Raw genomic sequence first — 23272 nt, forward strand, 5'->3', positions numbered from 1 at the left:
GAAGCAACAATTCGAAACTTGGTAGCGGGGGCAGGATTTGAACCTGCGACCTTCGGGTTATGAGCCCGACGAGCTGCCAGACTGCTCCACCCCGCAGCAGAAGCGGAATTATGAAGAACTTGAGCAACAATTGCAAGCCCTAGTTTTTCATCTGTTGGACAGCGTGGCGGCTGTTCAACGTCGCGGCGAATAATACCCGCAATGCAACAAAAACGAAACAGTAAACACGGTTTATTTCAGTGCGATGCCAACCACACGATGTGGCACTGCGAGACCCAGCGTTGCGTAGAGGCCTTACGCGAGGCCGGCGAACGCGCGCTGGCACCACACCATGATCGGACTCCAGGCCAGGCCAAGTGCAAGCAGGGCCAGCGCATTGACGCCGAGCACGGTACCCAGCACACGATCGTTATTGGCCGGCAACGGCTCGCCTACCGGCTCGTCGAAGTACATGACCTTGATGACGCGCAGGTAGTAGTACGCGCCGATCACTGCGCAGATCACGCCGACCAACGCCAGCCACAGCATGTCGCCCTTCACTGCCGCGCCCAGCACCGCCAGCTTGGTCCAGAAACCGAGGAACGGGGGGATACCTGCCAAAGACGCCATGATGCACAGCACCAGGCCAGCCATCCACGGATTGCGCGCGTTGAGTCCCTTGAAGTCGTCGATGTTTTCCGCTTCGAACCCGTTACGCGACAGCGCGATGATGGCGCCGAACGAAGCGGTGGACATGATCGTGTAGCTGACCGCATAGAACATCGCGGCCGCGTAGCCTTCTTCCCCGCCGCCAGCCACGCCCATCAGCAGGAAGCCGATATGCGAGACCGTCGAGTACGCGAGCATGCGCTTGAGGTTGCTCTGCGCAATGGCCATCAGGTTACCGACCACCAGCGACACCGCCGACAAGCCGCCGATCAGCAGATGCCACTGCGGCGACAACGGACCCATGCCGACTTCCAGCAGGCGATAGGCCATACCGAACGCTGCAAGCTTGGGCGCCGAGCTGATGAACAACGCGATCGGTGCAGGCGCACCCTGATACACGTCGGGCAGCCACATGTGGAAGGGCGCAGCACCGAGCTTGAAGGCGACGCCGGCGATCATGAAGATGGTGCCGGTCAGCAGCAACGTGCGCTCGTTGGAGCCTTCGATCGCATCATGGATGCCGGCCAGGCTGAGCGTACCGGTGGCGCCGTAGACCAGCGACATGCCGTACAGCAGCAGACCCGACGCGAGCGAGCCCAGGACGAAATACTTCATCGCCGCTTCGGTGGCCAGGCCATTGTCGCGGTTGGAGGCGACCAGTGCGTAGGAGCACAGCGCCAGCAGCTCCAGACCCAGATACACCATCAGCAGGCTACCGGCCGATGCCAGCAACATCATGCCGGCGGTGGCGAACAGTACCAATACCGGGATTTCGCCCTGGTAGAGATTGCGCTCGCGCAGGTAGGTCCAGCCGTAGACCAGGCTCAGCCCGCTGACCAGCACGATCACGGTCTTCATGACATCGGCCGCCGTGTCGCGGACGAACATGCCGTTGAAGATATCGCCCTGCCCGCCCGTGCCGGTCGCAAGCAACACGAGCACCACGGCAAGCACGGCAACGGAGGACAGGTGGGTCCAGACCTTGTTCCGCTGGCTCACGAACAGGTCGAGCATCAGCAGTGCGAAGGCGCCGCCGATCAGCACCAGCTCCGGTACGAGCGGAGCCAGGTCAGCGGTGGTCAACGGCGCGAGCGTTGGCGTGGTCATCATTAAATCCTGGAAATCAAAACGTACGAGCGGTCAGAGCTTGGTCGCGGCAATCTGGGTTGCCAGCTTGGCGATCGAGGGTTCCATCAGATCGGTCAGCGGCTTCGGATACAGGCCCAGGGCGAGCACGCCGGCGGCGAACACCCCCAGCACGAACGCTTCGCGGCCATTGATGTCCTTCAGCTCGGCCACGTGTGCATTGGCCACTTCGCCGAAGAACACGCGCTTGTAGAGCCACAGTGTGTACGCCGCGGTGATCACCAGCGTGGTGGCTGCAGCGAAGGCAACCAGCGGATGCTTCTGGAAGCTGGCCAGGATGACCATGAACTCGCCGACAAAGCCACTCGTTCCAGGCAAGCCGGCATTGGCCATGAAGAACAACATGGAGAACGTGGCGAACCACGGCATCACGTTGACCACGCCGCCGTAGTCGGCGATGCGACGGGTATGCATGCGGTCGTAGAGCACGCCGATGCATGAGAACATCGCACCGGATACGAAACCGTGCGAAATCATCTGCACCATCGCGCCCTGCAGGCCCAGACGGGCAGCATCGGTGCTGCCATACTCGCGCACCAAAGTGAAGGCGATAAAGGTACCGAGCGTGACGAAACCCATGTGCGCGATGGACGAATACGCCACCAGCTTCTTCATGTCGTCCTGTACCAACGCCACCAGGCCGACATAGATCACCGCAATCAGCGACAGCGTGATGACCAGCCAGGCGAACTCATGACTCGCATCCGGCACGATCGGCAGGTTGAAGCGCAGGAAGCCGTAGCCGCCGATCTTCAACGCAATCGCCGCCAGGATCACCGAACCGGCCGTCGGCGCCTCGACGTGCGCGTCCGGCAACCAGGTGTGCACCGGGAACATCGGCACCTTGACCGCAAAGGCGATCAGAAACGCAAAGAAGATCCAGGTCTGTTCCTTGGCGGTCAGCTGCAGCGCGTAGAGATCGGCGAGCTGGAAGCTGCCGCCCTTCAAATACAGATACACCAGGCCCACCAGCATCAGCACCGAGCCAAGGAAGGTATACAGGAAGAACTTCATCGCCGCGTAGATGCGCCGCGGGCCGCCCCAGACACCGATGATCAGGAACATCGGGATCAGCATGGCTTCGAAGAACACGTAGAACAACATCGCGTCGGTGGCGGCGAAGATGCCAACGGTGACACCTTCCAGGATCAGGAAGGCAGCGACGTACTGATTGACGCGCTTGTCGATCGAGCGCCAGGCACCCATCAGGGCCAGCACCGTCACCAGCGTGGTCAGCACGATCAACGCGACCGCGATGCCATCCACGCCCAGGTTGTAGCCGATGTTATAAGCCGGGATCCAGGCATGCAGTTCGATGAACTGCATGGCGTCATTGGCCGTGTCGTAGCCCAGCAGCGGCAGACTCAGCGCAAAGGTCGCCACCGCTACCGCCAAAGACGCCCAGCGGGCAGTCTCGGCGTTGCGCAACGCAAGGATCAGGGCGCCACCGATAATCGGCAGCCAGATCAAGATAGACAGTAAAGGCCAGTTCGACACGTTTTCTTATTCCGTACAGGTCAACGCCAGAAATGCATCAGTACCGCCAACAAGGCGATCAAACCGATGATCATTGCGAAGGCGTAGTGATAGAGGAAACCGGATTGCGTGCGACGCAGCAGATTTGCAGCCAGGTCGATCAGTCGGGCAGAACCGTTGACGACAGCGCCGTCGACCACATGGGTATCGACTGCACGTGACGCCTTGCCAAGCACAACGCCACCACCGGCGAAGCCATTGATCCAGAGCTTGTCGAAGCCGTACTTGTTTTCCAGCAACCACACGATCGGCGCGAATGTCTTGCGCGACTTGGTGGCCAGTTCCGGCTTCCACAGGTAGAACAGCGCTGCCAGCAACAGCCCGGCTACCGTCAGGAAGAACGGAGCGGCCAGCATGCCATGCAGTGCGAATGCGACCGGACCATGGAACTCTTCGGCCAACGCACCAACGGTATCGCGTGCCGGATCGTAGAAATCGACGATGCCAGTGAAGAACGAAACTGCCTGGCCCTTCATGGCGTGCACTGCATGGTGGCCCTGCCAGTCCGTCCCGAACAACATCGGACCGATCGTGAAGAAGCCGATCGCGATCGAGGGGATTGCTAACAAGACCAGCGGCAGCGTTACCACCCACTTGGACTCATGCGGCTCGTGGGCGCCATGGTGACCATGTCCGTGATCGTCGTGGGCATGCGCATCGTGCGAGTGAACCTGCGCTTCGGCATCGGTATGCGCACTGTCGTGATGCGAATGCACGTCGTGCGCATGGGCGTCGCGGAAACGCTCCTTTCCATGGAAGGTCAGGAACAGCAGACGGAAGCTGTAGAAACTGGTCACCAGTACGCCGCCGAGCACGGCCCAGTAGCCATAGGTTGCGACCCAGTTATGCGACTCATGCGCATGATGCGCGGCCGCTTCGATGATGGTGTCCTTCGAGTAGAAGCCAGAGAAGAACGGCGTACCGACCAGTGCCAGCGTACCGATCACGCTGGTCCAGTAGGTCACCTTCATGTACTTGCGCAGGCCACCCATCTTGCGCATGTCCTGCTCGTGGTGCATGCCGATGATCACAGAGCCGGCAGCCAGGAACAGCAGTGCCTTGAAAAAGGCGTGGGTCATCAGGTGGAACACGGCTGCCGAATACGCCGACACGCCCAATGCCACCGTCATGTAACCCAGCTGCGACAGCGTGGAGTAAGCGACCACGCGCTTGATGTCGTTCTGCACGATACCGATCAGGCCGGTGAAAAACGCCGTGGTCGCACCGATGAACAGGATGAAGTTCAACGCCGTTTCCGACAGTTCGAACAGCGGCGACATGCGCGCCACCATGAAGATGCCGGCGGTCACCATCGTTGCTGCGTGGATCAGCGCCGAGATCGGCGTGGGGCCTTCCATCGAGTCCGGCAGCCACACATGCAACGGCACCTGGGCCGACTTGCCCATCGCACCGATGAACAGGCAGATGCAGATCAGCGTCATCACGCTCCATTCGTGGCCCGCGAACAGCTGCACCTTGGCACCGGCCATGGTGGTCGCATTGGCGAACACGGTGGAGTAATCCAGCGAGCCGAACCACAACAGCACACCGGCGATACCGAGGATGAAGCCGAAGTCGCCGACGCGATTGACCAGGAACGCCTTCATGTTGGCGAACACGGCCGTCGGACGCTTGAACCAGAAACCGATCAACAGGTACGACACCAGACCCACCGCTTCCCAGCCGAAGAACAGCTGCAGGAAGTTGTTGCTCATCACCAGCGTGAGCATGGAGAAGGTGAACAACGAGATGTAGCTGAAGAAGCGCTGGTAGCCCGGATCTTCTTCCATGTAGCCGATGGTGTAGATGTGCACCAGCAGCGACACGAAGGTCACCACCACCATCATCATTGCGGTCAGGCGATCGACCATGAAGCCGACATGCGCAGAGTAATTGCCGACATCAAAGAACGTGTAGAGGTTCTGGTTGAACGGGCTGGCGCCCTGCTCGACCAGCTGATACAGCGTCACGCACGACAGCACGCAGCTCACCGCAACACCGAGGATGGTGACGTACTGCGCGCCCTTGCGCCCGACCTGGCGCCCGAACAGGCCGGCGATGATGCTGCCGAGCAGCGGTGCAAGCACCACCGCGATCAACAGACTCTTGGAGAGAGTGATTTCCATCTACAGGTCAGCCCTTCAACGTATCGACTTCGGCCACATTGATCGTGCGGCGCGTGCGGAACAGAGTCACCAGGATCGCAAGGCCGATCGCAGCCTCCGCAGCGGCAACCGTCAGAATGAAGAACACGAACAACTGACCGGCGGTATCGCCAAGCTCGCGCGAGAACGCAATGAAGTTGACGTTGACCGACAGCAGCATCAACTCGATCGACATCAGCAGCACGATGACGTTCTTGCGGTTGAGGAAGATGCCGGCCAGCGAGATGCAGAACAGCACCGCGCCCAATCCAAGCAGGTGGCCCAAGGTAATCAAGACTTCGCCTCCTGTCCGTCGGCCGCGTCGATCTGCGGCGCAACCTGTACCGGCTTTTCAACCGCCATTTTGACCATGCGCAGACGGTCGCCCGCCTTCACCCGCGACTGCTCGCCGGCATTCTGCAACTTGATGCCAGTGCGCTTGCGCAGGGTCAGCATCACTGCAGCCACCACCGCCACCGTCAGGATCACCGCCGCAAATTCGAACGGCAGCAGAAATTCGGTGTACAGGCTCTTGGCCAACCAGGTCAGGTTGGAACTGTCTGCAGCTTGCGCAGCTGCGTTGTCTGCAGGGAACGGCGTGGCGCTACGCGCCTTGACACCGATCAGCGTGACCATCTGCGCGAGCATGGCAACCGCCACGATGACGCCGAGCGGCATGTACTTGACCCAACCCTCGCGCAAGCGGCTGGTATCGATGTCCAGCATCATCACCACGAACAGGAACAGCACCATCACCGCGCCGACGTAGACCAGCACGAGGGTCACGCCGAGGAATTCGGCCCCGACCAGCAACCAGATGCATGCCATCGAGAAGAACGTGAGGATCAGGCACAACACGGCGTACACCGGGTTGCGCACGCTGATCACCGCACCGGCGGACACGACCGCGACGGCGGAGAAGGCGTAGAAAGCAATAGTGACCCAGTCCATCATGACCTCAACGGAAGGCGGCATCGGCAGCGCGACGCTCGGCGATCTCGGTTTCTAACCGGTCTCCGATCGCCAGCAGCTGCGGCTTGTTGACAATGTTTTCGCCACGCTTCTCGAAGTGGTACTCGAGGATGTGCGTTTCGACGATCGAGTCCACCGGGCAGCTTTCCTCGCAGAAGCCGCAGAAGATGCACTTGAACAGGTCGATGTCGTAGCGCGTGGTGCGGCGGGTGCCGTCTTCGCGCTTGGCCGAGTCGATGGTGATCGCCAGCGCCGGACACACCGCTTCGCACAGCTTGCAAGCGATGCAACGCTCTTCGCCGTTGGGATAGCGGCGCAGCGCGTGCAGGCCACGAAAGCGCGGCGACTGCGGGAATTTCTCCATCGGGTACAGCACGGTGTACTTGGGCTTGAACGTGTATTTCAACGTCAGCCACAAACCGCCGAGCAATTCGAGCAGCAGCAGGCTCTTGAAGTAATGGGTGATCTTGTTCATCGATTACACGCCCTTCTGGATCACGCCGTAAAACACCATCAACGCCGTCACTGCGATCCACACGATCGTGAGCGGAATGAAGACCTTCCAGCCCAGACGCATGATCTGGTCGTAGCGGTAACGCGGGAAGCTGGCGCGGAACCAGATATAGGCGCTGGCGAAGAAGAACACCTTCATCAGCAGCCACGGCCAGCCGCCCTTCCACAACCAGTCGATCCACGGCGAAATGTCCGCATTGACCCAGCCCTGGATCGGGCTCAACCAACCGCCGAGGAAGAAGATCGAGATCAGGAAGCTGACCAGGATCATGTTGGCGTATTCGGCCAGGAAGAACAGTGCGAACGCACCGCCCGAATATTCCACCATGTGACCGGCGACGATTTCCGATTCGCCTTCCACCACGTCGAACGGCGCGCGGTTGGTTTCGGCGACGCCAGAAACCCAGTACACGATGAACAACGGGAACAGCGGAATCAGGAACCAGTCGAAGAAGCCGGAATTGCCGGCCTGAGCGAACACGATCTGGCTCAGGTTGACGCTGCCGGAGGCAATCATCACACCGACCAGCGCAAAGCCCATCGCAATTTCGTAGCTGACCACCTGCGCGGCCGAACGCATCGCGCCCAGGAAGGCGTACTTCGAGTTCGACGCCCAGCCGGCCAGGATGATGCCGTACACGCCCAGCGAGGTCATCGCCAGCAGATACAGCAGGCCGACGTTGGCATTGGACAACACAAGCTTCGCATCGAACGGCACCACCGACCACGCGGCGAAGGCCGGCGCCAGTGTCAGCAGCGGTGCGATGATGAACATCGCCTTGTGCGAGCTGGCCGGTTGCACGATCTCCTTGAACAGGAGTTTGAACACGTCGGCGAAGGCCTGGAAGATGCCCATACCCACGTACATGGGCCCGTGGCGCACGTGCATCCAGCCGATCAGCTTGCGCTCCCAGACCACGTAGAAGGCCACCGTCACGATCACCGGCACGGCGATCAGCAGGATCTTCAATACCGACCAGAGCACTGCGCCGCCATCGCCCAGTCCCAGGAACCACTGGTGCAACGGGTCGACCAGGTTCAACAGCAATTCGTTCATGCAGCCACCACCGTTACACGACCGGCACCGAGCGGTGCGGTTGCACCATGGCCGGATTCGATCCACACCGTGCCCGGTGCGACGCGCTTGTCCAGCACCACCGGCAACGTCGCCTTACCGGCATCGGTACCGACCTTGACCATCTGACCAGCCTGGACCTGCAACTGCGTCGCCTGCTCCGGATGCATCGCCACGCACGGCGCAATATTGAGCGGATGCGACTGCAGCGCGGCAGCCCGACGCACCACCGCGTCGGTGCGGTAGATCGCCGCAGTTGCAGCGACTTCCAGCCCGTCGCTGGCGGCCGCTGGCTGCGCCGACGTCGTCGGCGTCACGCTGCGGTTCTGCATGCCGGCGCGCAGACCGACCAGGTCGATGAATTCGAAACCGGCCAGACCCAGTTCACCGCCAAGTGCACGCAGCACGCGCCATCCCTCGCGCGCTTCCACCGGCAAGCGGCCGGCAGCGCGTGCAGTCTGCACACGACCATCGAGATTGGTCAGCGATGCATCGATTTCCGGCAACGCACCGATCGGCAGGATTACATCGGCCACATCGCGCGTCGACGCACAGGCAAACTGACTGAAGGCAACCACCTTGGCACCTGCCAGCGCGCTGCGTGCAGCGGCGGCGTCGGCAAAATCCAGGCCCGGCTCGATGCCATACAGCACGTAGGCCTGACGCGGCTGGGCCAGCATGCCGGCGACACCGCGCGCGGTGGGCAGCACGCCCTGCGAGACCAGACCGACGGCATTGGCGCCCTGCGGGATGCGGCACAGCGACGCGCCGGTTGCGGCAGCAAAATCGCGTGCGGCCGCGCGCAACGCGGCAGCCTGCGGATGATTTTCGGCCAGCGCGCCCACCACGATCGCGGCGCGGCTTGCAGCCTTGACCGTATCGCGCAGCGCCGCATCGCTCAGTGCATCCGCCAACTGCGAGGGCGCCACCACGGTGCGGCTTGCCTGGACGAAGGCGAAATCGAAGTCGACCGGGTTGACCGAATGAATCTGCGTACGGTTCTGGATTTGCGCCTTGCGCAGACGTGCGTGCAGCAACGGCAGTTCGTGTCGCACATTGGTGCCGAACAACACCACCACATCGGCCTGCTCGATCTCGGCCAGCGGCGTGGCGAAGGCTTCGGCCACCGCAGCGTCGGAGAAATCACGGTTGAGCAGACGGTGGTCCAGATTGCCGCTGCCCAGACCCTCGGCCAGACGTGCGAGCAATGCGCCTTCTTCGTTGGACGTGGACGGATGCACGAGGACGCCAAGCGAATCGCCGGCGTTTTCGCGCAGGATTTGCGTGGCAGCGGCCAGGCTTTCGGCCCAGCTCACTTCAGTCCACTGCCCGTTGACCTTCTTCAGCGGCTTGACCGCACGGTCTTCGGCATACAGGCCCTGGTGCGAATAACGATCGCGGTCGGACAGCCAGCATTCGTTGACCGCTTCGTTCTCGCGCGGCACGGTGCGCAGCACTTCGCCACGACGCACGTGCAGGAACAGGTTCGAGCCCATCGCATCGTGATAGCCCAGCGATTCGCGCGCCATCAGTTCCCACGGACGTGCGCGGAACTGGAATACCTTGTTGGTCAACGCGCCCACCGGGCAGACGTCGATGACGTTGCCGGAAATCTCGGTGGTCAGCGGCTTGCCGTCGTAAGTGCCGATCTGCAGATTCTCACCACGATACATGCCACCCAGCTCATAGGTGCCGGCAATGTCTGCGGTGAAACGCACGCAACGGGTGCACTGGATGCAGCGAGTCATCTCGGTGGCGACCAGCGGACCGATGTCCTCGTCCGGCACCACGCGCTTGCGCTCGTTGAACCGGCTCACCGAACGGCCATAGCCGAGCGAGACGTCCTGCAGCTCGCACTCGCCGCCCTGATCGCAGATCGGGCAGTCCAGCGGGTGGTTGATCAGCAGGAACTCCATCACGCTGCGCTGGTACTTCAGCGCCTTCTCGCTACGCGTGGTGACCTTCATGCCGTCCATCACCGGCGTGGCGCAGGCAGGCGACGGCTTGGGCGACTTTTCGACATCGACCAGGCACATGCGGCAGTTGGCCGCGATCGGCAGCTTCTCGTGATAGCAGAAGCGCGGGATCGGGATGCCGGCCTTGTCGGCCGCCTGGATGATCATCGAGCCCTTCGGCACCACCAGGGATTGCCCGTCGATCTCGACGGTGACATGGTCCGGTGGCACGTTCGGGTTCACTGGTTGGGCGCTCATGCAGCCACTCCGACTTGCGTATCGACGATCGAACGACCGTTGACGATGTAGTACTCGAACTCGTCCCAGAACTGGCGCAGAAAGCCCTGAATCGGCCATGCCGCCGCTTCGCCGAACGCACAGATGGTGTGGCCTTCGATCTGGCCGGCGACGGTGCGCAGCTGATGCAGGTCTTCCATCGTGGCCTTGCCGGCGACGATGCGCTCCAGCACGCGGTGCATCCAGCCGGTGCCCTCGCGGCACGGGGTGCACTGGCCGCAGGATTCCTTGTGGAAGAACTGCGAGATGCGGCAGGCAAAGCGGACGCAGCAGACGCTGTCGTCCAGTACCACGATGGCACCCGAACCCAGACCGGTGCCGAGCGCGCGCAAGGTGTCGTAGTCCATCTGCAGGCCCGCGACCTGGTCGGCCTTCAGCACCGGCATCGACACGCCGCCGGGCACCACACCCTTGAGCTTGCGACCCGGGCGCAGCCCGCCGGCCATTTCCAGCAGTTCGTCGAAGGTGGTGCCGAGTGGCACCTCGAAGTTGCCGCCCTTCTGCACGCAGCCGGACACCGAGAAGATCTTCGGGCCGCCGTTCTTGGTCTTGCTCAAACCGAGGAACCACTCCGGGCCGTTGCGAATGATCGCCGGCACCGACGCGTAGGTCTCGGTGTTGTTGATGGTGGTCGGCTTGCCGTACAGGCCGAAATTCGCCGGGAACGGCGGCTTGTAGCGCGGCTGGCCTTTCTTGCCTTCCAGCGACTCCATCAATGCGGTTTCTTCGCCGCAGATGTAGGCGCCGGCACCCAGCGCACCGTAGATGTCGATATCCACGCCGCTGCCGAGGATGTTCTTGCCCAACCAACCGTTGGCGTACGCGTCGGCCAGCGCCAGCTCGAAGTTCTCGAACGGCTCGTGGTGGAATTCGCCACGCAGGTAGTTGTAGCCCACGGTCGAACCGGTGGCGTAGCAGGCGATCGCCATGCCCTCCACCACCGAATGCGGGTTGTAACGCAGGATGTCGCGGTCCTTGCAGGTGCCCGGCTCGGATTCGTCCGAGTTGCAAAGGATGTACTTCTGCATCGTGCCCTTGGGCATGAACGACCACTTCAACCCGGTCGGGAAGCCTGCGCCGCCACGGCCGCGCAGGTTGGACGCCTTGACCATCTCGATGACATCGGCGGGCGGGATCTTCTCTTCGAGGATCTTGCGCAGCGCGGCGTAGCCACCGGTTTTCAGATAGCTCTCATACGACCACGGAGTGTCGTAGTGCAAGGTCGTGTAGACGACCTGATGCGGCTGCGGCGCCGGACCGACCGGGCCTGAGGGTGCGTGATGATGTGCCATGTCTTACTCCAGCCCGTCCAGCAGCGCGTCGACCTTTTCTTTCGTCAGGTGCTCGTGATAGTGGCCGTTGATGACCATCATCGGCGCTGCGGAGCAGGCAGCCAGGCACTCTTCTTCGCGCTTGAGGTAGACGCGGCCATCGGCCGTCGACTGGCCCAGCTTGCAACCCAGCTTCTTTTCCGCATGGGCCAGCAGGTCTTCGGCGCCATTGAGCCAGCAGCTGATGTTGGTGCAGAACGCCACGTTATGGCGACCGACGCGTTCGGTCTCGAACATCGAATAGAAGCTGGCGACCTCATAAGCCCATACCGGTGGCAGCTCCAGGTACTTGGCCACGCCCACGATCAATTCGTCGGTCAGCCAGCCCTGGTTCTGTTCCTGCGCAGCATGCAGACCCTGCAGCACCGCCGAACGCTTGCGGTCCGGCGGGAACTTGGTCAGCCAGTGATCGATGTGCGCGCGCGTCTTGTCGCTCAGCACCACCTGCGGATCGACGTCGCGCGCCGCTTCGAAATTACCCGTCGCCTTCATCGGTCAACCTCACCGAAAACCAAATCGTAAGTACCGATCATCGCCACGACGTCGGCCAGCAAATAGCCTCGCACCACTGCGTCCATCGACGACAGATGCGCAAAGCCCGGCGCGCGCAGGTGCACGCGGAACGGCTTGTTGGCGCCGTCTGACATCAGGTAGCAACCGAACTCGCCCTTGGGCGCTTCGACCGCACTATAGGTTTCGCCGGCCGGTACGCAGTAGCCTTCACTGAACAGCTTGAAGTGATGGATCAGCGCTTCCATGTCGTCCTTCATCCCTTCGCGGCTGGGCGGGGCGACCTTGAAATTCGTGACCATGACCGGGCCGGGGTTGGCCTTCAGCCACTTCACGCACTGCTTGATGATGCGGTTGGATTCGCGCATCTCGGCCACACGCACCAGGTAGCGGTCATAGCAGTCGCCATTGGTGCCGACCGGGATATCGAAATCCACCGCGTCGTACTTGGCGTAGGGCTGCTTCTTGCGCAGATCCCACTCAATACCCGAACCACGCAGCATCGGACCGGTCATGCCCCAGGCGCGTGCCAGATCCGGGCTGATGATGCCGACGTCGACGGTACGCTGCTTCCAGATGCGGTTATCGGTCAGCAGGGTTTCGTATTCGTCCACGCGTGCCGGGAAGGTATTGGTGAACTCCTCCAGGAAGTCCAGCATGGTGCCTTCGCGACCGGCATTGCGCTTCTTCAGCGCCCCGCCCTTGTGCCAACGCGACTCCTTGTACTGCGGCATGCGATCGGGCAGATCGCGATAGACGCCGCCGGGACGGTAGTAGGCAGCGTGCATGCGCGCGCCACTGACCGCCTCGTAGACGTCCATCAGTTCTTCGCGCTCGCGGAATGCATACAGCATCACCGCCATCGCCCCCAGATCGAGCGCATTGGAACCGACCCACATCAAGTGGTTCTTGATGCGGGTGATCTCGTCGAACATGGTGCGGATGTACTGCGCACGCTCGGGCGCTTGGATCCCCATCAGGGATTCGATCGCGCGCACGTAGGCGTGCTCGTTGCACATCATCGAGACGTAATCCAGACGATCCATGTACGGAACCGACTGGTTGAACGGCTTGGACTCGGCCAGCTTCTCGGTGCCACGGTGCAGCAGACCGATATGCGGATCGGCACGCACCACGGTCTCGCCGTCCATTTCCAGGATCAAACGCAACACGCCGTGCGCCGCAGGATGCTGCGGGCCGAAGTTCATCGTGTAATTGCGGATTTCCTGCTTGCTTTCGACAGGATTGCTCGCGAAGGCATCGGTTGCCTGGCGGAACTCACTCACTTGGCAGTCTCCGACTTGCCCACTTCACCAGCGGCAGTCTCATAACGGGCATCGTCGCGAATGACGCGCGGCACGCCGACGCGCGGCTCGACCGAGGTCACCGGCTCGTACACCACGCGCTTGCGCTCATCGTCGTAACGCACTTCGACGTTGCCGATCAGCGGGAAGTCCTTGCGGAACGGGTGGCCGACGAATCCGTAGTCGGTCAGGATGCGGCGCAGGTCCGGGTGCCCGTCGAACACGATGCCGAACAGGTCGAACGCCTCGCGCTCGAACCAGTTCACGCCCGGCCAGATATCAGTCACCGACGCCACCACCGGCACCTGCTCGTCCGGTGCGTAGCAGCGCACGCGCAGACGCTGGTTGTGCTGGTAGGAAATCAGCTGCGCGACCACCGCAAAGCGCTGCTTGGGCAGCTGCTGCGGCTGCGCGCCAGCGGAGCTTTCCTGGCTGGGGAATTCGCCCCAGGCGAAACGGCCGACCGCCTTGCCTTCGACGCCGCGACTGAAGCCCTGCGACGACACGTCGGCGGTATCCCACTCGTCGCTGCCGTAGCCGAGGTAATCGACGCCGCACAGGTCGCTGAGCTGCTCGAAACCGAGCTCGTCACGCAGTGCAAGACAGGTGGCGTGCCAATCGGCGGCAGCGACTTCCAGCGTCACTTCGCCGCGCGGCAATGCCACGGCAATCTGCGCACCGGCGAAACGTGCCGCAAGTCGGTCAGTGAAGGAGGATGCTTGCTCTGCCATGGGGGCTTGGCTGCTCTCGGTAGAAGAAGACGGGTGTCAGCGCGCGATCGTCTGGGTACGCCAGATCTTCTTCTGCAGCTGCAAGATGCCGTAGACCAGCGCCTCGGCGGTCGGCGGGCAGCCCGGGACGTAAATGTCCACCGGCACGATGCGGTCGCAACCGCGCACCACCGAATACGAATAGTGATAGTAGCCGCCGCCGTTGGCGCAGCTGCCCATCGAGATGACCCACTTCGGATCCGGCATCTGGTCATAGACCTTGCGCAGCGCCGGGGCCATCTTGTTGACCAGGGTGCCGGCCACGATCATCACGTCGGACTGGCGCGGCGACGGGCGGAACACCACGCCGTAGCGGTCCAGATCCAGGCGCGAGGCGCCCGCATGCATCATCTCGACGGCGCAGCACGCCAGGCCGAAGGTCATCGGCCACATCGAGCCGGTGCGTGCCCAGTTCAGCAGCGCATCGACGCTGGTGGTCACGTAACCCTTCTCGAGCAACGGGTTTTCGCCTTCCGGGCGCAGGATGTCTTCCACCCGGCCTTCCGGCATCGGGTTGGTCATCAGACTATCCAGGGTCTGAATCACTCCCATTCCAGCGCTCCCTTCTTCCACACGTAGATAAAGCCGAGGAACAACATACCGACGAACAGCCCCATGGTGACCAGCGAACGTGCGCCGATCTCCATGAACACCTGCGTCCACGGCACGATGAAGATGATTTCCAGATCGAACACGATGAACTGGATCGCGATCAGGTAGTAGCGCACATCGAACTTCATGCGCGCGTCTTCGAAGGCCTCGAAGCCGCACTCGTAAGGCGAGAGCTTGCGCGGGTCCGGGCTACGCGGACCGAGGAATCGACCGACCAACATCAGCACGATGCCGATACCGGTGGCGACGATCAGAAACAGCAGACTCGGCAAATATTCGGCCAGCACAGCGATTCTCTCTTGCCTCTGCCCGCACGCGCCGCGTGCCGGCATGGGGTATAGGCAGACCCCGCGCGCGACAAGCGATGCGCAGGAACTGCAGCCAAACAATGGTGCCCAAGAGGGGACTCGAACCCCTACGACCTAAGTCGCTACCACCTCAAGGTAGTGCGTCTACCAATTCCGCCACCTGGGCATACGTTGCGCAGCTGGGCATCCCAGTGCGCAGCGTATTGTAACCGGCTTCAGCGTTTTTGTGCTGGTTCTGAAGCGTTTTCTTCGCTTGCTGCAGGCGCTGGCTGCGCCGGCGCGGGCTGTGCAGGCGCGACTGGCGGAGCGGCGGCCGGAGCCGGCTGCGACGGAGCAGTCGGCACGGCACCTGCGGCCGGAGCCTGCGGCAACGGCTGGGTGAGCTCGCCGGCGGCGGCAGGAGCCGGGGTTGCCGACTGCGACATCACACCCAGGTTCTGATCCGTGGGACGTGCGCCGTGCGTGGCGTACCACGCCATGAACAGGCTGATGCTGAAGAACACCACCGCCAGCCACTTGGTCGACTTGGACAGGAAGTTCGACGCACCCTGCGAACCAAACACGGTGCCCGACGCCCCGGCGCCGAAGCCGGAACCAGCAGCAGCGCCTGCGCCACGCTGCATCAGGATCAGCGCAATCATCGCCAGGGCGACCAGCACGTAGACCACATTGAGGATCAACATCAGCATTTCGAAATCCGTCCCCGGACAAAACTTAATGGGTTAGCACGCGGCCGCCGCGCGTGCGATGGCCAGGAAATCTTCGGCGACCAGTGATGCGCCTCCGACCAGCCCGCCATCGACGTCAGGCTGTGCGAACAGCTCGCCGGCGTTGTCGGGCTTGACACTGCCCCCGTACAGGATGGGCAACGAATCGGCGATTCTAGCATCCGCCTTCGCGACTTCGCCACGCAGGAAAGCGTGCACCGCCTGGGCCTGCTCCGGGGTGGCGGTGCGGCCGGTGCCAATGGCCCAGATCGGTTCGTAGGCCAGCACCGCGCCCGCAAAACCGGCACTGCCCACCAGCGCCAGGACCGGGTCGAGCTGGGCACGTAGGATTGCCTCAGTCTGACCGGCTTCACGCTGTTCCAGCGATTCGCCCACGCACAGCACCGGAATCAGCCCGGCATGGAGGGCGGCGGCGAACTTGCGCGCTACCAGTTCGCTACTCTCCTGATGGTATTGGCGGCGCTCGGAGTGGCCGACCAGCCCGTAGCCAGCACCGACATCGACCAGCATCGAGGCCGATACCTCGCCGGTGTAGGCGCCCTTCTCGTTACTGCTGACGTCCTGGGCTCCGAACGACAGGTGATGGGCCTCGAAATCCTCGATCAGGTCGCCGAGGTAAGGCAGTGGCGGCAGGATGACGACTTCGACACCCTCCAGGGGCATGTGCGCGGCCACCTTGGCCACCAGTTCGGTGGCGAAGGCGCGGCTGCCATGCAGCTTCCAATTTCCGGCAACGATCTTTCGACGCATCAGGCGCAGGTTCCTGAGTTGAAGACAGGCGACAGAATAGCCCAAGGCCTGTCGGCAACCGGCACACTTCTGTCCGCCAGATGTCCTCCCGCTCCCCTTACAGGAACCTGCCATGTCCGTTTCGCCTGTCTTCGCCCTGATCACCGGCGCCTCCAGCGGCATCGGCCGCGAGATTGCGCGCGCATACGCCAGGCGCGGCATGCCGTTGATCCTGACCGCACGACGGGTGGACCGGCTGCTGGCATTGGCCGAGGAATTGCGCAGCACGGTTCGGGTGGAAGTGCTGCCGGCCGATCTGGCCGACCCTGCCGCGGCCGAAGCGCTGGCAACGCAGATCCAGCGCAACGGCTGGATGGTAGGCACATTGGTCAACAACGCCGGTTACGGCGTGCCGGGCCGCTATCTGCACAACGACTGGGCCACGCATGCGCGCTTCCTGCAGGTGATGGTAGGCGCGGTGTGCGAGCTGACCTGGCGACTGCTGCCAATGATCCGTGCCAGCGGCCAGGGCCGCATTCTCAACGTGGCCTCGTTCGCCGCACTGACGCCCAGCGCCGATGGGCAGACCCTCTATGCGGCCAGCAAGAGTTTCATGCTGCGCTTCAGCGAATCGCTCGCGCTGGAAAACGCCGATTGCGCGCTCAAGGTGTGCGCGCTGTGCCCGGGCTTTGCCTGGTCCGAATTCCACGACGTGACCGGCACCCGCGAGGCGATGTCCACCCTGCCCGCCTGGGCCTGGCTGCAGGCCGATGCAGTGGCCGAATATGGAATCGCCGCACTGGAGCGCGGCCAGGTGCTGGCGGTGCCGGGCTGGCGCTATCGGCTGGTCAACGCAGCACTGCGGCTGTTGCCGCATGCGTTTGCCCTACGCCTGATGGCGCGCGGCTCGCATCGGGTGCGGCCGCTGGATTGACGCGCCGGCAGACTGCGTATGCAGGAGCGATCGCCCGTGCTCGGCAGCGCTTCGTGCGTGACTTCAACCTGGGCGACCGCAGGGCTTGCGATGACCACGCAAGCGCATGTATCGAGCGTCGGTGATTTGGATGCAGCGCATGCCCGTCCAAATCGACATCAGCTCACGCGCCCTACCGCCAGCGCTAACGCCACCCGCTGGCTTCAGTGATTGACGATCTCGCCGTGCATGGCCGCCAGGCGCGCCAGCAGGCGGTTTTGCGTGCGGCGCGGAATCTTGCGCTGATCCATGGCCCAGTTCAGATCCTCGACCAGGGCATTGAAGTCGCCTTCGCGGATGGCCAGGTGCGCGTGCGCCTGCTGCATCGACTTGGCCGTATCAGGGCATGGGCCGTCGGCGACATGGCAGAACTTCTGCACCAGGCGCTCGTTGAGCATGACGATATTGACGCGCGCGAATTTATCGACGATGCGTGGGTCGTCGGCGATGCGCGAGAGCATGGTTTCCACCAGTGCTTCGATGCCGGCCTGCCCGCCAAGTTCGTCGTACAGCGTCTGCCGCGACTGCGTGCTGGCGCAGGCGCTCGTCAGGCCCAGCATGCAGAGCAACGACCAGCGCAGCCATCGGTTCATCAGAACGCCACCTGCAACGAGAGATAAGGGCCGCGCTGATCGGCAAGCGTGGCGATATCGCCAAGATCGGCCCAGGCGGCGGTCAACGAAACATGCTTATTGGGGAACCAGGCGACGAATGCATCCGCCCACGCTTGCTCGCGCGCGAAACCGAGGTTATTGGGTTTGTCGCGATATTCCACACCCACCGCCCAGGACGGCGACAGCACCACTGCAGCACTGACCTCGGGCACCAGACGATAGCTGTTGCGGCGATCGCCGCCAAAGCCGAGCAAACCGGCCTGGTTGGCGCGGGTAGCGCGCAAGGTGCCGTTGAGCAGCAGCTGATATCCCGCGGCGCCCTGCAGCAACAAGCGGCTCGCGCTGAGGTAGATGTCGGTGCCGTGGTCGTCGCGCGCACCGATCGCCAATGGCAAGGTGCCGTTGCGCAGGCGTTTGTATTGCACGCCCAAGCTGACTTGCGGCGCATTTCCGTACACAAGATCGCCGGCCAAGCGCACCTTGGCGCCGAACACGTCCTGGCCAAGCGCATTCCACGGCAAGCCGAGCCGGTCCTGCAGAGTGCCCAGATCCAGACGCTGGCGGGCAAGCGACAGCTCCAGCCGGTTGCCAACCGTGAGCGCGGCGCCCTGCACGTCGAGACGGTAATCGCCGCTGTCGACGTGGGTTGCGAACGCGACGGTGCCAAGCTCGTCGCGCGTGCCGTACCCAGACAAGGTGGCCCACGGCACGATGCCGCCGCCACTACTGCCTTCGATCATCGATACGCCGCCGGTGGCGAGCAGGCGCCCGTCGCCGGCCAGGGCATGCAGCGGCGCGAACACCCCGGCCACCGCAGCAGCAAGCAGCGCGACACGCAGATGCCCGCTCATCGCTGCACACCTGCATGTGCTGGCGTGGTCATGCCGAGTTGGCGCATGCACCAGGCCACCAGCGGCGCTTCTTCCAGCGGTGGCGAATACAGATAGCCCTGCACCATGTCGCAGCCGTAGCCGCGCAGCAGCGCGAGGGCGGCGGTGTTTTCGACGCCTTCGGCAATGACGCTCAGCCCCAGGTTATGCCCCAGATCGATCGTGCTGCGGACGATGAAGGCATCGTCGGTGCCGTCGGCCAACTGCATGACGAAACTCTTGTCGATCTTCAATTCGTCCACCGGCATGCGCTTGAGTTGTGCCAACGAGGAATAGCCGGTGCCGAAATCGTCGATGGACAGGCGCACTCCGGCACTGCGCAACTGATGCAGCATGTGCAGCGCGAATTCGACATCGCGCATCAAGGCGCTTTCGGTCAATTCCAGTGTGACCGACTGCGCTGGCACGGCGTGATGCTCCAGGCAGCCGCGCACGAAGTCGGGCAAACCGGGATCGGACAGATCCAGTGCTGACAGATTGATGGCCATGCCCAGCTGCAGCCCCTGCTTGCGCCATTGCGCCTGGCAGCGCAGCGCTTGGTCCAGCACGAAGCGGGTGAGCGGATGGATCACGCCGGAGTGTTCGGCAAGCGGGATGAATTCGTCCGGACCGATCGGCCCGAGCACCGGATGATGCCAGCGCACCAGCACTTCGACCTGTTCGACATGATCGGTGCGCAGACAGATCTTGGGCTGGAAGCGCAAGGTGAGTTCATTGGCGCCGATGGCCTGACGCAGATCGCCGGTGAGGCGCAAACGCCGCAGATGCTGTTCGTCCTGGCCCATGCGGTAGACGCTGGCGCCGAAGGTGGCTGTCGTACCGACTTGCCGCCGTGCGATGTCGGCCCGGCGCAACAAGGTGTCCGGATCGGCGCCGTGCTCGGGAATCAAGACGATGCCGATGCTGGCTTCGAGCTGGATGCGCGCCTGCGGCAACACCAGCGGGCGGCGCAACTGCAGCAGCAGGCGCTGCGCATCCTGCTGCACGCTGGCCGCATCCGCTTGCGCCACCACCACCATGAATTCATCGCTCCCCAGCCGGCCCACCAGATTGGGCTCTTGCACGACATCGACGAGCCGGCGCCCGGCTTCCACCAGCACCTGGTCGGCGAAGTCGTGGCCCAGGCTGTCGTTGAGTTCCTTGAAGCGTTCCAGATCCAGGATCAGCACCGCGGCGGTGCCACCGGATGCGACGGTCTGATCCACCACGTCCTTCAGGCGCTCCAGCAACCAGATGCGGTTAGGCAACCCGGTCAAGGCGTCGTGGCGGGCCTGATGCAGGATGTGCTGTTCGCGGCTGGCGATCTGGTGCTGCATGCGCCCGAAACTGTCGGCCAGTTCGGCGAGCTCGCGGCCCGGCGGCACCTGCACGGCGGTGCGGTAATCGCCGCGCTGAATGCGCCGTGCGGCCTGGACCAGTTGGGCAACCGGCTTGCTCACGCTGCGCGCAAGAACAATCGCCACGCCCAATGCCGCGACCGTGGCCAAGCCTGCCAGCAGCAGGATACGCAGCTTGAGGCTGCGGTACGGCGCCATGGCACGATCCAGCGATGCCTGCAACGCCACCCGCACCTGGCTGTCGCCCTGGATCGATTGCAGCCTGACCAGATAGCGCGACTGGTCCAGCGTCAGCGGGATCGATGCAGCCTGCACCTTCGCTGCCAGGGGCAGTTGCTGCGCGAATTGGGCGCGCGCCGAGGGCTCCAGGGTGGAGGCCAGCACGCGCACCGGTGGACCATCGGTGAAGAAGGTCGCATCCAGCCCGGTGGTGGTGCGGAAATCCTGCGCCAGGCCATCGCCGGATTCATTGCCGATCCCAATCCAGCCGACCCGGTTCGGCGCCAGCACCTGCACCACTGCCAACCGCACGATGTGCTGATTCAGCGCCACCACACCGACCGCGCGTCCATCGCGCTGCGCTTGTTGCAGCAAGGCCTGCACCGCACGCAATTGTTCGGCCTGCGGTACGTCGGCCAGGCCGGTCAGGAATTCGCCATCGGGCGACAGCAACAGCGCGGTTTGCGCCGACATGCGCGCGGCGTGATTGCGCAGGGCCGATTGCATGGTGGGCACGTCGCCACTGGCCACGGCCGCACGAAACCCGAAATCGTCGGCCAGCACCGACGCCGACTGCAGCAGCTGTTCGTCGCGGCGCATGTTGATGCGTTGCCAGACGCGCTGCCCGATCTCCAGCTCTTCGCCAAGCTGCGCCTTGACGCTGCGCTCGGTCGCCACCTGCACGGCAAGGAATGTCAGCGCCTGCGTGGCAAGCACGACCAGCACGAGCAAGGCCGCGATGCGGGTATGCAGACGCATCGACCTCATGGGCGCGGCTTCTTCGGGTCGGCGTTACGGAACTTGTCCTGCAGCGCGCGCACGCGCGCATCCGGTGGCGCCGCGGCCGGCGCGGCGCCGGTGGTCTGCAGGGTCACGCGGCGCTGCACTGGCTCGCGCGCGATCACCAACGGCTCGCTGCTGGCAGCGCCCTTGATGCGCGGGTGCCAGACCCGCAGCGTGTAACTGCCCGCAGGCGCCTCAAGCTGGGCGCGACCATCGCTGCCGGTCTTGCCGAAATACGGGGTCTCCAGCACCACGATGTACCCCAGCATCCAATCGTGGATATTGCAGCCGATGGTGACCACGCCCGCCTGATCGAAACGCACCGGCGTCGCGGTGGTACCTTGAAACAGCGGCAGCTCGAAGCGCTTGGCCGGAGAGAACGAATACACCTGATGGCGAATCTGATCGTTATTCGGAAAGCGCACCAGGGTACCGGTTCGCACTGCCAGCACGGCAGGCACGAACTGCGAATTGACCTGATCCATTTCCGCGGTCCTGGTCGCGGTCGGCGGAGCAGGCCGCGCCGGCTCCAGGCTCACGACCGCATCGACCAGCACGCCGCTTGCATCGGCGACGGTCACATTGACCGCTGTCGCCGACACCGATCCTGCGGCGGCACAGGCCGCCAGCACCGACACGATACCCAGCCATTTGATCCATCGCATGCGCACGCCCCCAGCCCTGTGCAATCGGCAGCGGGCGCCAGGCGAGTCCGACGTCGCGCTAGCGATTAGCCTCTGTTATCGGCCCGAGTGAACGCAAGCTTTAACCAGGCGCGTGCGGAATTTTCTGAACAAAAGTGCGGCGCCGGTCACCGGTCGTGTTGCGGGCGCGGCTATTGGCGCCGCGCAACGCGTCCCGACACGCCGGATTACTTCAGCTTGATCTCGCGCAGACGCTCTTCCAGGAAGCCATGGGCCGTGATCGGCTCCGGATAACGGCTGGGATTGTCCGCGCTGATGCACGAAGGCAGCACGTCGATGAGGAAATCCGGATTGGGGTGCAGGAAGAACGGCACCGAATAGCGCGGTTGGCGCGCCTGCTCTCCCGGTGGATTGACCACGCGGTGGATGGTGGACGGATATACATGGTTGGTCAGGCGCTGCAGCATGTCGCCGATGTTGACCACGATGGTGTCGGCGTCGGCCGTGAACGGCACCCACTCGCCCTCGTGGGAACGCACTTCCAGGCCGGCGGCACTGGCACCCACCAGCAAGGTGATGAAATTGATGTCGCCATGCGCGCCGGCACGCACGTTGGGGATGTCGTCGCTGGTGATCGGCGGGTAATGGATCGGCCGCAGGATCGAATTGCCGTTGTTGGTCTTGTCGACGAAGTAGTCCTGCGGCAGGCCGATATGCAGCGCCAGCGCCGACAGCACGCGCGAACCCAGTTGATCCAGTTGCTGGTACAGCTGGTGGCCGCGCTCGCGGAAACCAGCCACTTCGCTGGGCCACAGGTTCGGCGGCATCACTGCGCGGTACGGCGAATCGTCCGGAATCTCGCGGCCGATGTGCCAGAACTCCTTGAGATCGAAGTGCTTGGAATCCTTGGCGGTTTCCACGCCGAACGCGGTGTAGCCGCGCGCGCCGCCGCTGCCTTCCACGTGATAACGGCGCTTGGTCGCTTCCGGCAGCGCGAAGAACGCCTTGAACACTTCGTAGGCGGCGTCGATGTCGGCCTGGGCGATGCCGTGATTGCGGATGCCGGCAAAGCCCCACTGCCGATAAGCCGCTCCGAGCTCGGCGACGAAGGCCTCGCGATCGGTGTCGAAACGGGTGATGTCCAGCGTGGGGATGCGCGCGCTCATACGGATGTCTGCAGTCAAGGTCGAAAGGGTCGAGAGAAACCTGCGGGTCAGATCAGCAGGCGATACAA

Annotated in this window: 22 protein-coding genes and 2 tRNA genes; 1 reads left to right on the forward strand and 23 read right to left on the reverse strand. The window is 63.3% G+C overall.

The genetic code is table 11. The features are described from left to right. Positions 1-19: 19 nt before the first annotated feature. From AMD14_RS14100 to tpiA, 18 genes are all read right to left on the reverse strand, one after another. A tRNA-Met gene (locus tag AMD14_RS14100) sits at positions 20-96 on the reverse strand. Positions 97-294: 198 nt separating this feature from the next. Then, positions 295-1755, reverse strand: a complete 1461-nt coding sequence (gene nuoN, locus AMD14_RS14105; protein WP_011051769.1) for an NADH-quinone oxidoreductase subunit NuoN — start codon at positions 1753-1755, stop codon at positions 295-297. Between the two features lie 33 nt (positions 1756-1788). Then, positions 1789-3291: an NADH-quinone oxidoreductase subunit M gene (locus AMD14_RS14110; RefSeq protein WP_011051770.1), complete on the reverse strand. Its 1503-nt coding sequence runs from the start codon at positions 3289-3291 to the stop codon at positions 1789-1791. Positions 3292-3311: 20 nt separating this feature from the next. Next, positions 3312-5456, reverse strand: coding sequence for an NADH-quinone oxidoreductase subunit L (gene nuoL / locus AMD14_RS14115; RefSeq protein WP_011051771.1), 2145 nt, complete (start codon positions 5454-5456; stop codon positions 3312-3314). A 7-nt stretch (positions 5457-5463) separates the two neighbouring features. Then, entirely contained in the window at positions 5464-5769 is a 306-nt protein-coding gene (gene nuoK / locus AMD14_RS14120; RefSeq protein WP_005914274.1) for an NADH-quinone oxidoreductase subunit NuoK, read from the reverse strand. Next, positions 5766-6428: an NADH-quinone oxidoreductase subunit J gene (locus AMD14_RS14125; RefSeq protein WP_011051772.1), complete on the reverse strand. Its 663-nt coding sequence runs from the start codon at positions 6426-6428 to the stop codon at positions 5766-5768. The genes nuoK and AMD14_RS14125 overlap by 4 nt, the downstream gene beginning before the upstream one ends. Positions 6429-6432: 4 nt before the next feature. Further along, complete coding sequence (gene nuoI / locus AMD14_RS14130) at positions 6433-6921, reverse strand: NADH-quinone oxidoreductase subunit NuoI (RefSeq protein ID WP_003485557.1); 489 nt, start codon at positions 6919-6921, stop codon at positions 6433-6435. A gap of 3 nt (positions 6922-6924) precedes the next feature. Beyond that, positions 6925-8016 (reverse strand): NADH-quinone oxidoreductase subunit NuoH, encoded by a 1092-nt coding sequence (nuoH, locus tag AMD14_RS14135; protein ID WP_045714598.1) that lies wholly within the window; start codon positions 8014-8016, stop codon positions 6925-6927. Beyond that, complete coding sequence (gene nuoG / locus AMD14_RS14140) at positions 8013-10247, reverse strand: NADH-quinone oxidoreductase subunit NuoG (RefSeq protein ID WP_011051774.1); 2235 nt, start codon at positions 10245-10247, stop codon at positions 8013-8015. Before nuoG ends, nuoH begins: the two co-directional genes overlap by 4 nt. After that, on the reverse strand, positions 10244-11578 hold the full coding sequence (nuoF, locus tag AMD14_RS14145) for an NADH-quinone oxidoreductase subunit NuoF (RefSeq protein WP_003485551.1): 1335 nt from the start codon (positions 11576-11578) through the stop codon (positions 10244-10246). Before nuoF ends, nuoG begins: the two co-directional genes overlap by 4 nt. Before the next feature lie 3 nt (positions 11579-11581). Next, complete coding sequence (gene nuoE, locus AMD14_RS14150; RefSeq protein ID WP_003485548.1) at positions 11582-12109, reverse strand: NADH-quinone oxidoreductase subunit NuoE; 528 nt, start codon at positions 12107-12109, stop codon at positions 11582-11584. After that, entirely contained in the window at positions 12106-13413 is a 1308-nt protein-coding gene (locus AMD14_RS14155) for an NADH-quinone oxidoreductase subunit D (RefSeq protein WP_003485545.1), read from the reverse strand. The genes nuoE and AMD14_RS14155 overlap by 4 nt, the downstream gene beginning before the upstream one ends. Next, complete coding sequence (locus AMD14_RS14160; RefSeq protein WP_005927494.1) at positions 13410-14162, reverse strand: NADH-quinone oxidoreductase subunit C; 753 nt, start codon at positions 14160-14162, stop codon at positions 13410-13412. The genes AMD14_RS14155 and AMD14_RS14160 overlap by 4 nt, the downstream gene beginning before the upstream one ends. Positions 14163-14198: 36 nt before the next feature. Next, a complete protein-coding gene (locus tag AMD14_RS14165) occupies positions 14199-14753 on the reverse strand; it encodes a NuoB/complex I 20 kDa subunit family protein (protein ID WP_005914280.1) in 555 nt (184 codons plus the stop codon). Beyond that, the gene (locus AMD14_RS14170) at positions 14744-15100 is read right to left on the reverse strand and encodes an NADH-quinone oxidoreductase subunit A (RefSeq protein WP_003485539.1); all 357 of its coding nucleotides are present in this window, start codon (positions 15098-15100) and stop codon (positions 14744-14746) included. Before AMD14_RS14170 ends, AMD14_RS14165 begins: the two co-directional genes overlap by 10 nt. 102 nt (positions 15101-15202) lie before the next feature. Then, positions 15203-15287 (reverse strand) — tRNA-Leu (locus AMD14_RS14175). A gap of 49 nt (positions 15288-15336) precedes the next feature. After that, complete coding sequence (gene secG, locus AMD14_RS14180) at positions 15337-15810, reverse strand: preprotein translocase subunit SecG (protein WP_003485537.1); 474 nt, start codon at positions 15808-15810, stop codon at positions 15337-15339. 33 nt (positions 15811-15843) lie between these two features. Beyond that, positions 15844-16599, reverse strand: coding sequence for a triose-phosphate isomerase (tpiA, locus tag AMD14_RS14185; RefSeq protein WP_003485534.1), 756 nt, complete (start codon positions 16597-16599; stop codon positions 15844-15846). 112 nt (positions 16600-16711) lie between these two features. Between tpiA and AMD14_RS14190 the strand changes: the two genes are divergently transcribed. Then, on the forward strand, positions 16712-17512 hold the full coding sequence (locus AMD14_RS14190) for an SDR family NAD(P)-dependent oxidoreductase (RefSeq protein ID WP_003485532.1): 801 nt from the start codon (positions 16712-16714) through the stop codon (positions 17510-17512). 203 nt (positions 17513-17715) lie between these two features. On the opposite strand, the gene AMD14_RS14195 is transcribed toward AMD14_RS14190, so the two are convergent. The 5 genes from AMD14_RS14195 to AMD14_RS14215 form a co-directional block, all read right to left on the reverse strand. Further along, positions 17716-18144 (reverse strand): group I truncated hemoglobin, encoded by a 429-nt coding sequence (locus AMD14_RS14195; RefSeq protein WP_005914286.1) that lies wholly within the window; start codon positions 18142-18144, stop codon positions 17716-17718. Beyond that, the gene (locus AMD14_RS14200; RefSeq protein WP_015463393.1) at positions 18144-19016 is read right to left on the reverse strand and encodes a DUF3034 family protein; all 873 of its coding nucleotides are present in this window, start codon (positions 19014-19016) and stop codon (positions 18144-18146) included. Before AMD14_RS14200 ends, AMD14_RS14195 begins: the two co-directional genes overlap by 1 nt. Beyond that, the gene (locus AMD14_RS14205; protein ID WP_011051778.1) at positions 19013-21379 is read right to left on the reverse strand and encodes a putative bifunctional diguanylate cyclase/phosphodiesterase; all 2367 of its coding nucleotides are present in this window, start codon (positions 21377-21379) and stop codon (positions 19013-19015) included. Before AMD14_RS14205 ends, AMD14_RS14200 begins: the two co-directional genes overlap by 4 nt. After that, positions 21376-22059, reverse strand: coding sequence for a methylamine utilization protein (locus tag AMD14_RS14210; protein ID WP_003485525.1), 684 nt, complete (start codon positions 22057-22059; stop codon positions 21376-21378). The genes AMD14_RS14205 and AMD14_RS14210 overlap by 4 nt, the downstream gene beginning before the upstream one ends. 206 nt (positions 22060-22265) lie before the next feature. Then, positions 22266-23204 carry an isopenicillin N synthase family dioxygenase gene (locus AMD14_RS14215; RefSeq protein ID WP_011051779.1) on the reverse strand — a complete coding sequence of 313 codons (939 nt, stop codon included), beginning with the start codon at positions 23202-23204 and terminating at the stop codon, positions 22266-22268. Positions 23205-23272 lie beyond the last annotated feature (68 nt).

Source organism: Xanthomonas citri pv. citri (assembly GCF_000961215.1).
GTDB lineage: Bacteria > Pseudomonadota > Gammaproteobacteria > Xanthomonadales > Xanthomonadaceae > Xanthomonas > Xanthomonas cissicola.

Bases quoted from the DNA above. Each gene is read 5' to 3' on its own strand.
- nuoE (WP_003485548.1), bottom strand. From the start codon at position 12,109: ATGAAGGCGACGGGTAATTTCGAAGCGGCGCGCGACGTCGATCCGCAG.
- AMD14_RS14125 (WP_011051772.1), bottom strand. From the start codon at position 6,428: ATGATGGACTGGGTCACTATTGCTTTCTACGCCTTCTCCGCCGTCGCG.
- AMD14_RS14160 (WP_005927494.1), bottom strand. From the start codon at position 14,162: ATGGCAGAGCAAGCATCCTCCTTCACTGACCGACTTGCGGCACGTTTC.
- nuoL (WP_011051771.1), bottom strand. From the start codon at position 5,456: ATGGAAATCACTCTCTCCAAGAGTCTGTTGATCGCGGTGGTGCTTGCA.
- nuoF (WP_003485551.1), bottom strand. From the start codon at position 11,578: ATGGCACATCATCACGCACCCTCAGGCCCGGTCGGTCCGGCGCCGCAG.
- secG (WP_003485537.1), bottom strand. From the start codon at position 15,810: ATGCTGATGTTGATCCTCAATGTGGTCTACGTGCTGGTCGCCCTGGCG.
- nuoH (WP_045714598.1), bottom strand. From the start codon at position 8,016: ATGAACGAATTGCTGTTGAACCTGGTCGACCCGTTGCACCAGTGGTTC.
- AMD14_RS14200 (WP_015463393.1), bottom strand. From the start codon at position 19,016: ATGAGCGGGCATCTGCGTGTCGCGCTGCTTGCTGCTGCGGTGGCCGGG.
- AMD14_RS14165 (WP_005914280.1), bottom strand. From the start codon at position 14,753: ATGGGAGTGATTCAGACCCTGGATAGTCTGATGACCAACCCGATGCCG.
- AMD14_RS14210 (WP_003485525.1), bottom strand. From the start codon at position 22,059: ATGCGATGGATCAAATGGCTGGGTATCGTGTCGGTGCTGGCGGCCTGT.
- AMD14_RS14215 (WP_011051779.1), bottom strand. From the start codon at position 23,204: ATGAGCGCGCGCATCCCCACGCTGGACATCACCCGTTTCGACACCGAT.
- AMD14_RS14195 (WP_005914286.1), bottom strand. From the start codon at position 18,144: ATGAACCGATGGCTGCGCTGGTCGTTGCTCTGCATGCTGGGCCTGACG.
- nuoG (WP_011051774.1), bottom strand. From the start codon at position 10,247: ATGAGCGCCCAACCAGTGAACCCGAACGTGCCACCGGACCATGTCACC.
- AMD14_RS14190 (WP_003485532.1), top strand. From the start codon at position 16,712: ATGTCCGTTTCGCCTGTCTTCGCCCTGATCACCGGCGCCTCCAGCGGC.
- tpiA (WP_003485534.1), bottom strand. From the start codon at position 16,599: ATGCGTCGAAAGATCGTTGCCGGAAATTGGAAGCTGCATGGCAGCCGC.
- AMD14_RS14205 (WP_011051778.1), bottom strand. From the start codon at position 21,379: ATGAGGTCGATGCGTCTGCATACCCGCATCGCGGCCTTGCTCGTGCTG.
- nuoI (WP_003485557.1), bottom strand. From the start codon at position 6,921: ATGAACAAGATCACCCATTACTTCAAGAGCCTGCTGCTGCTCGAATTG.
- nuoN (WP_011051769.1), bottom strand. From the start codon at position 1,755: ATGACCACGCCAACGCTCGCGCCGTTGACCACCGCTGACCTGGCTCCG.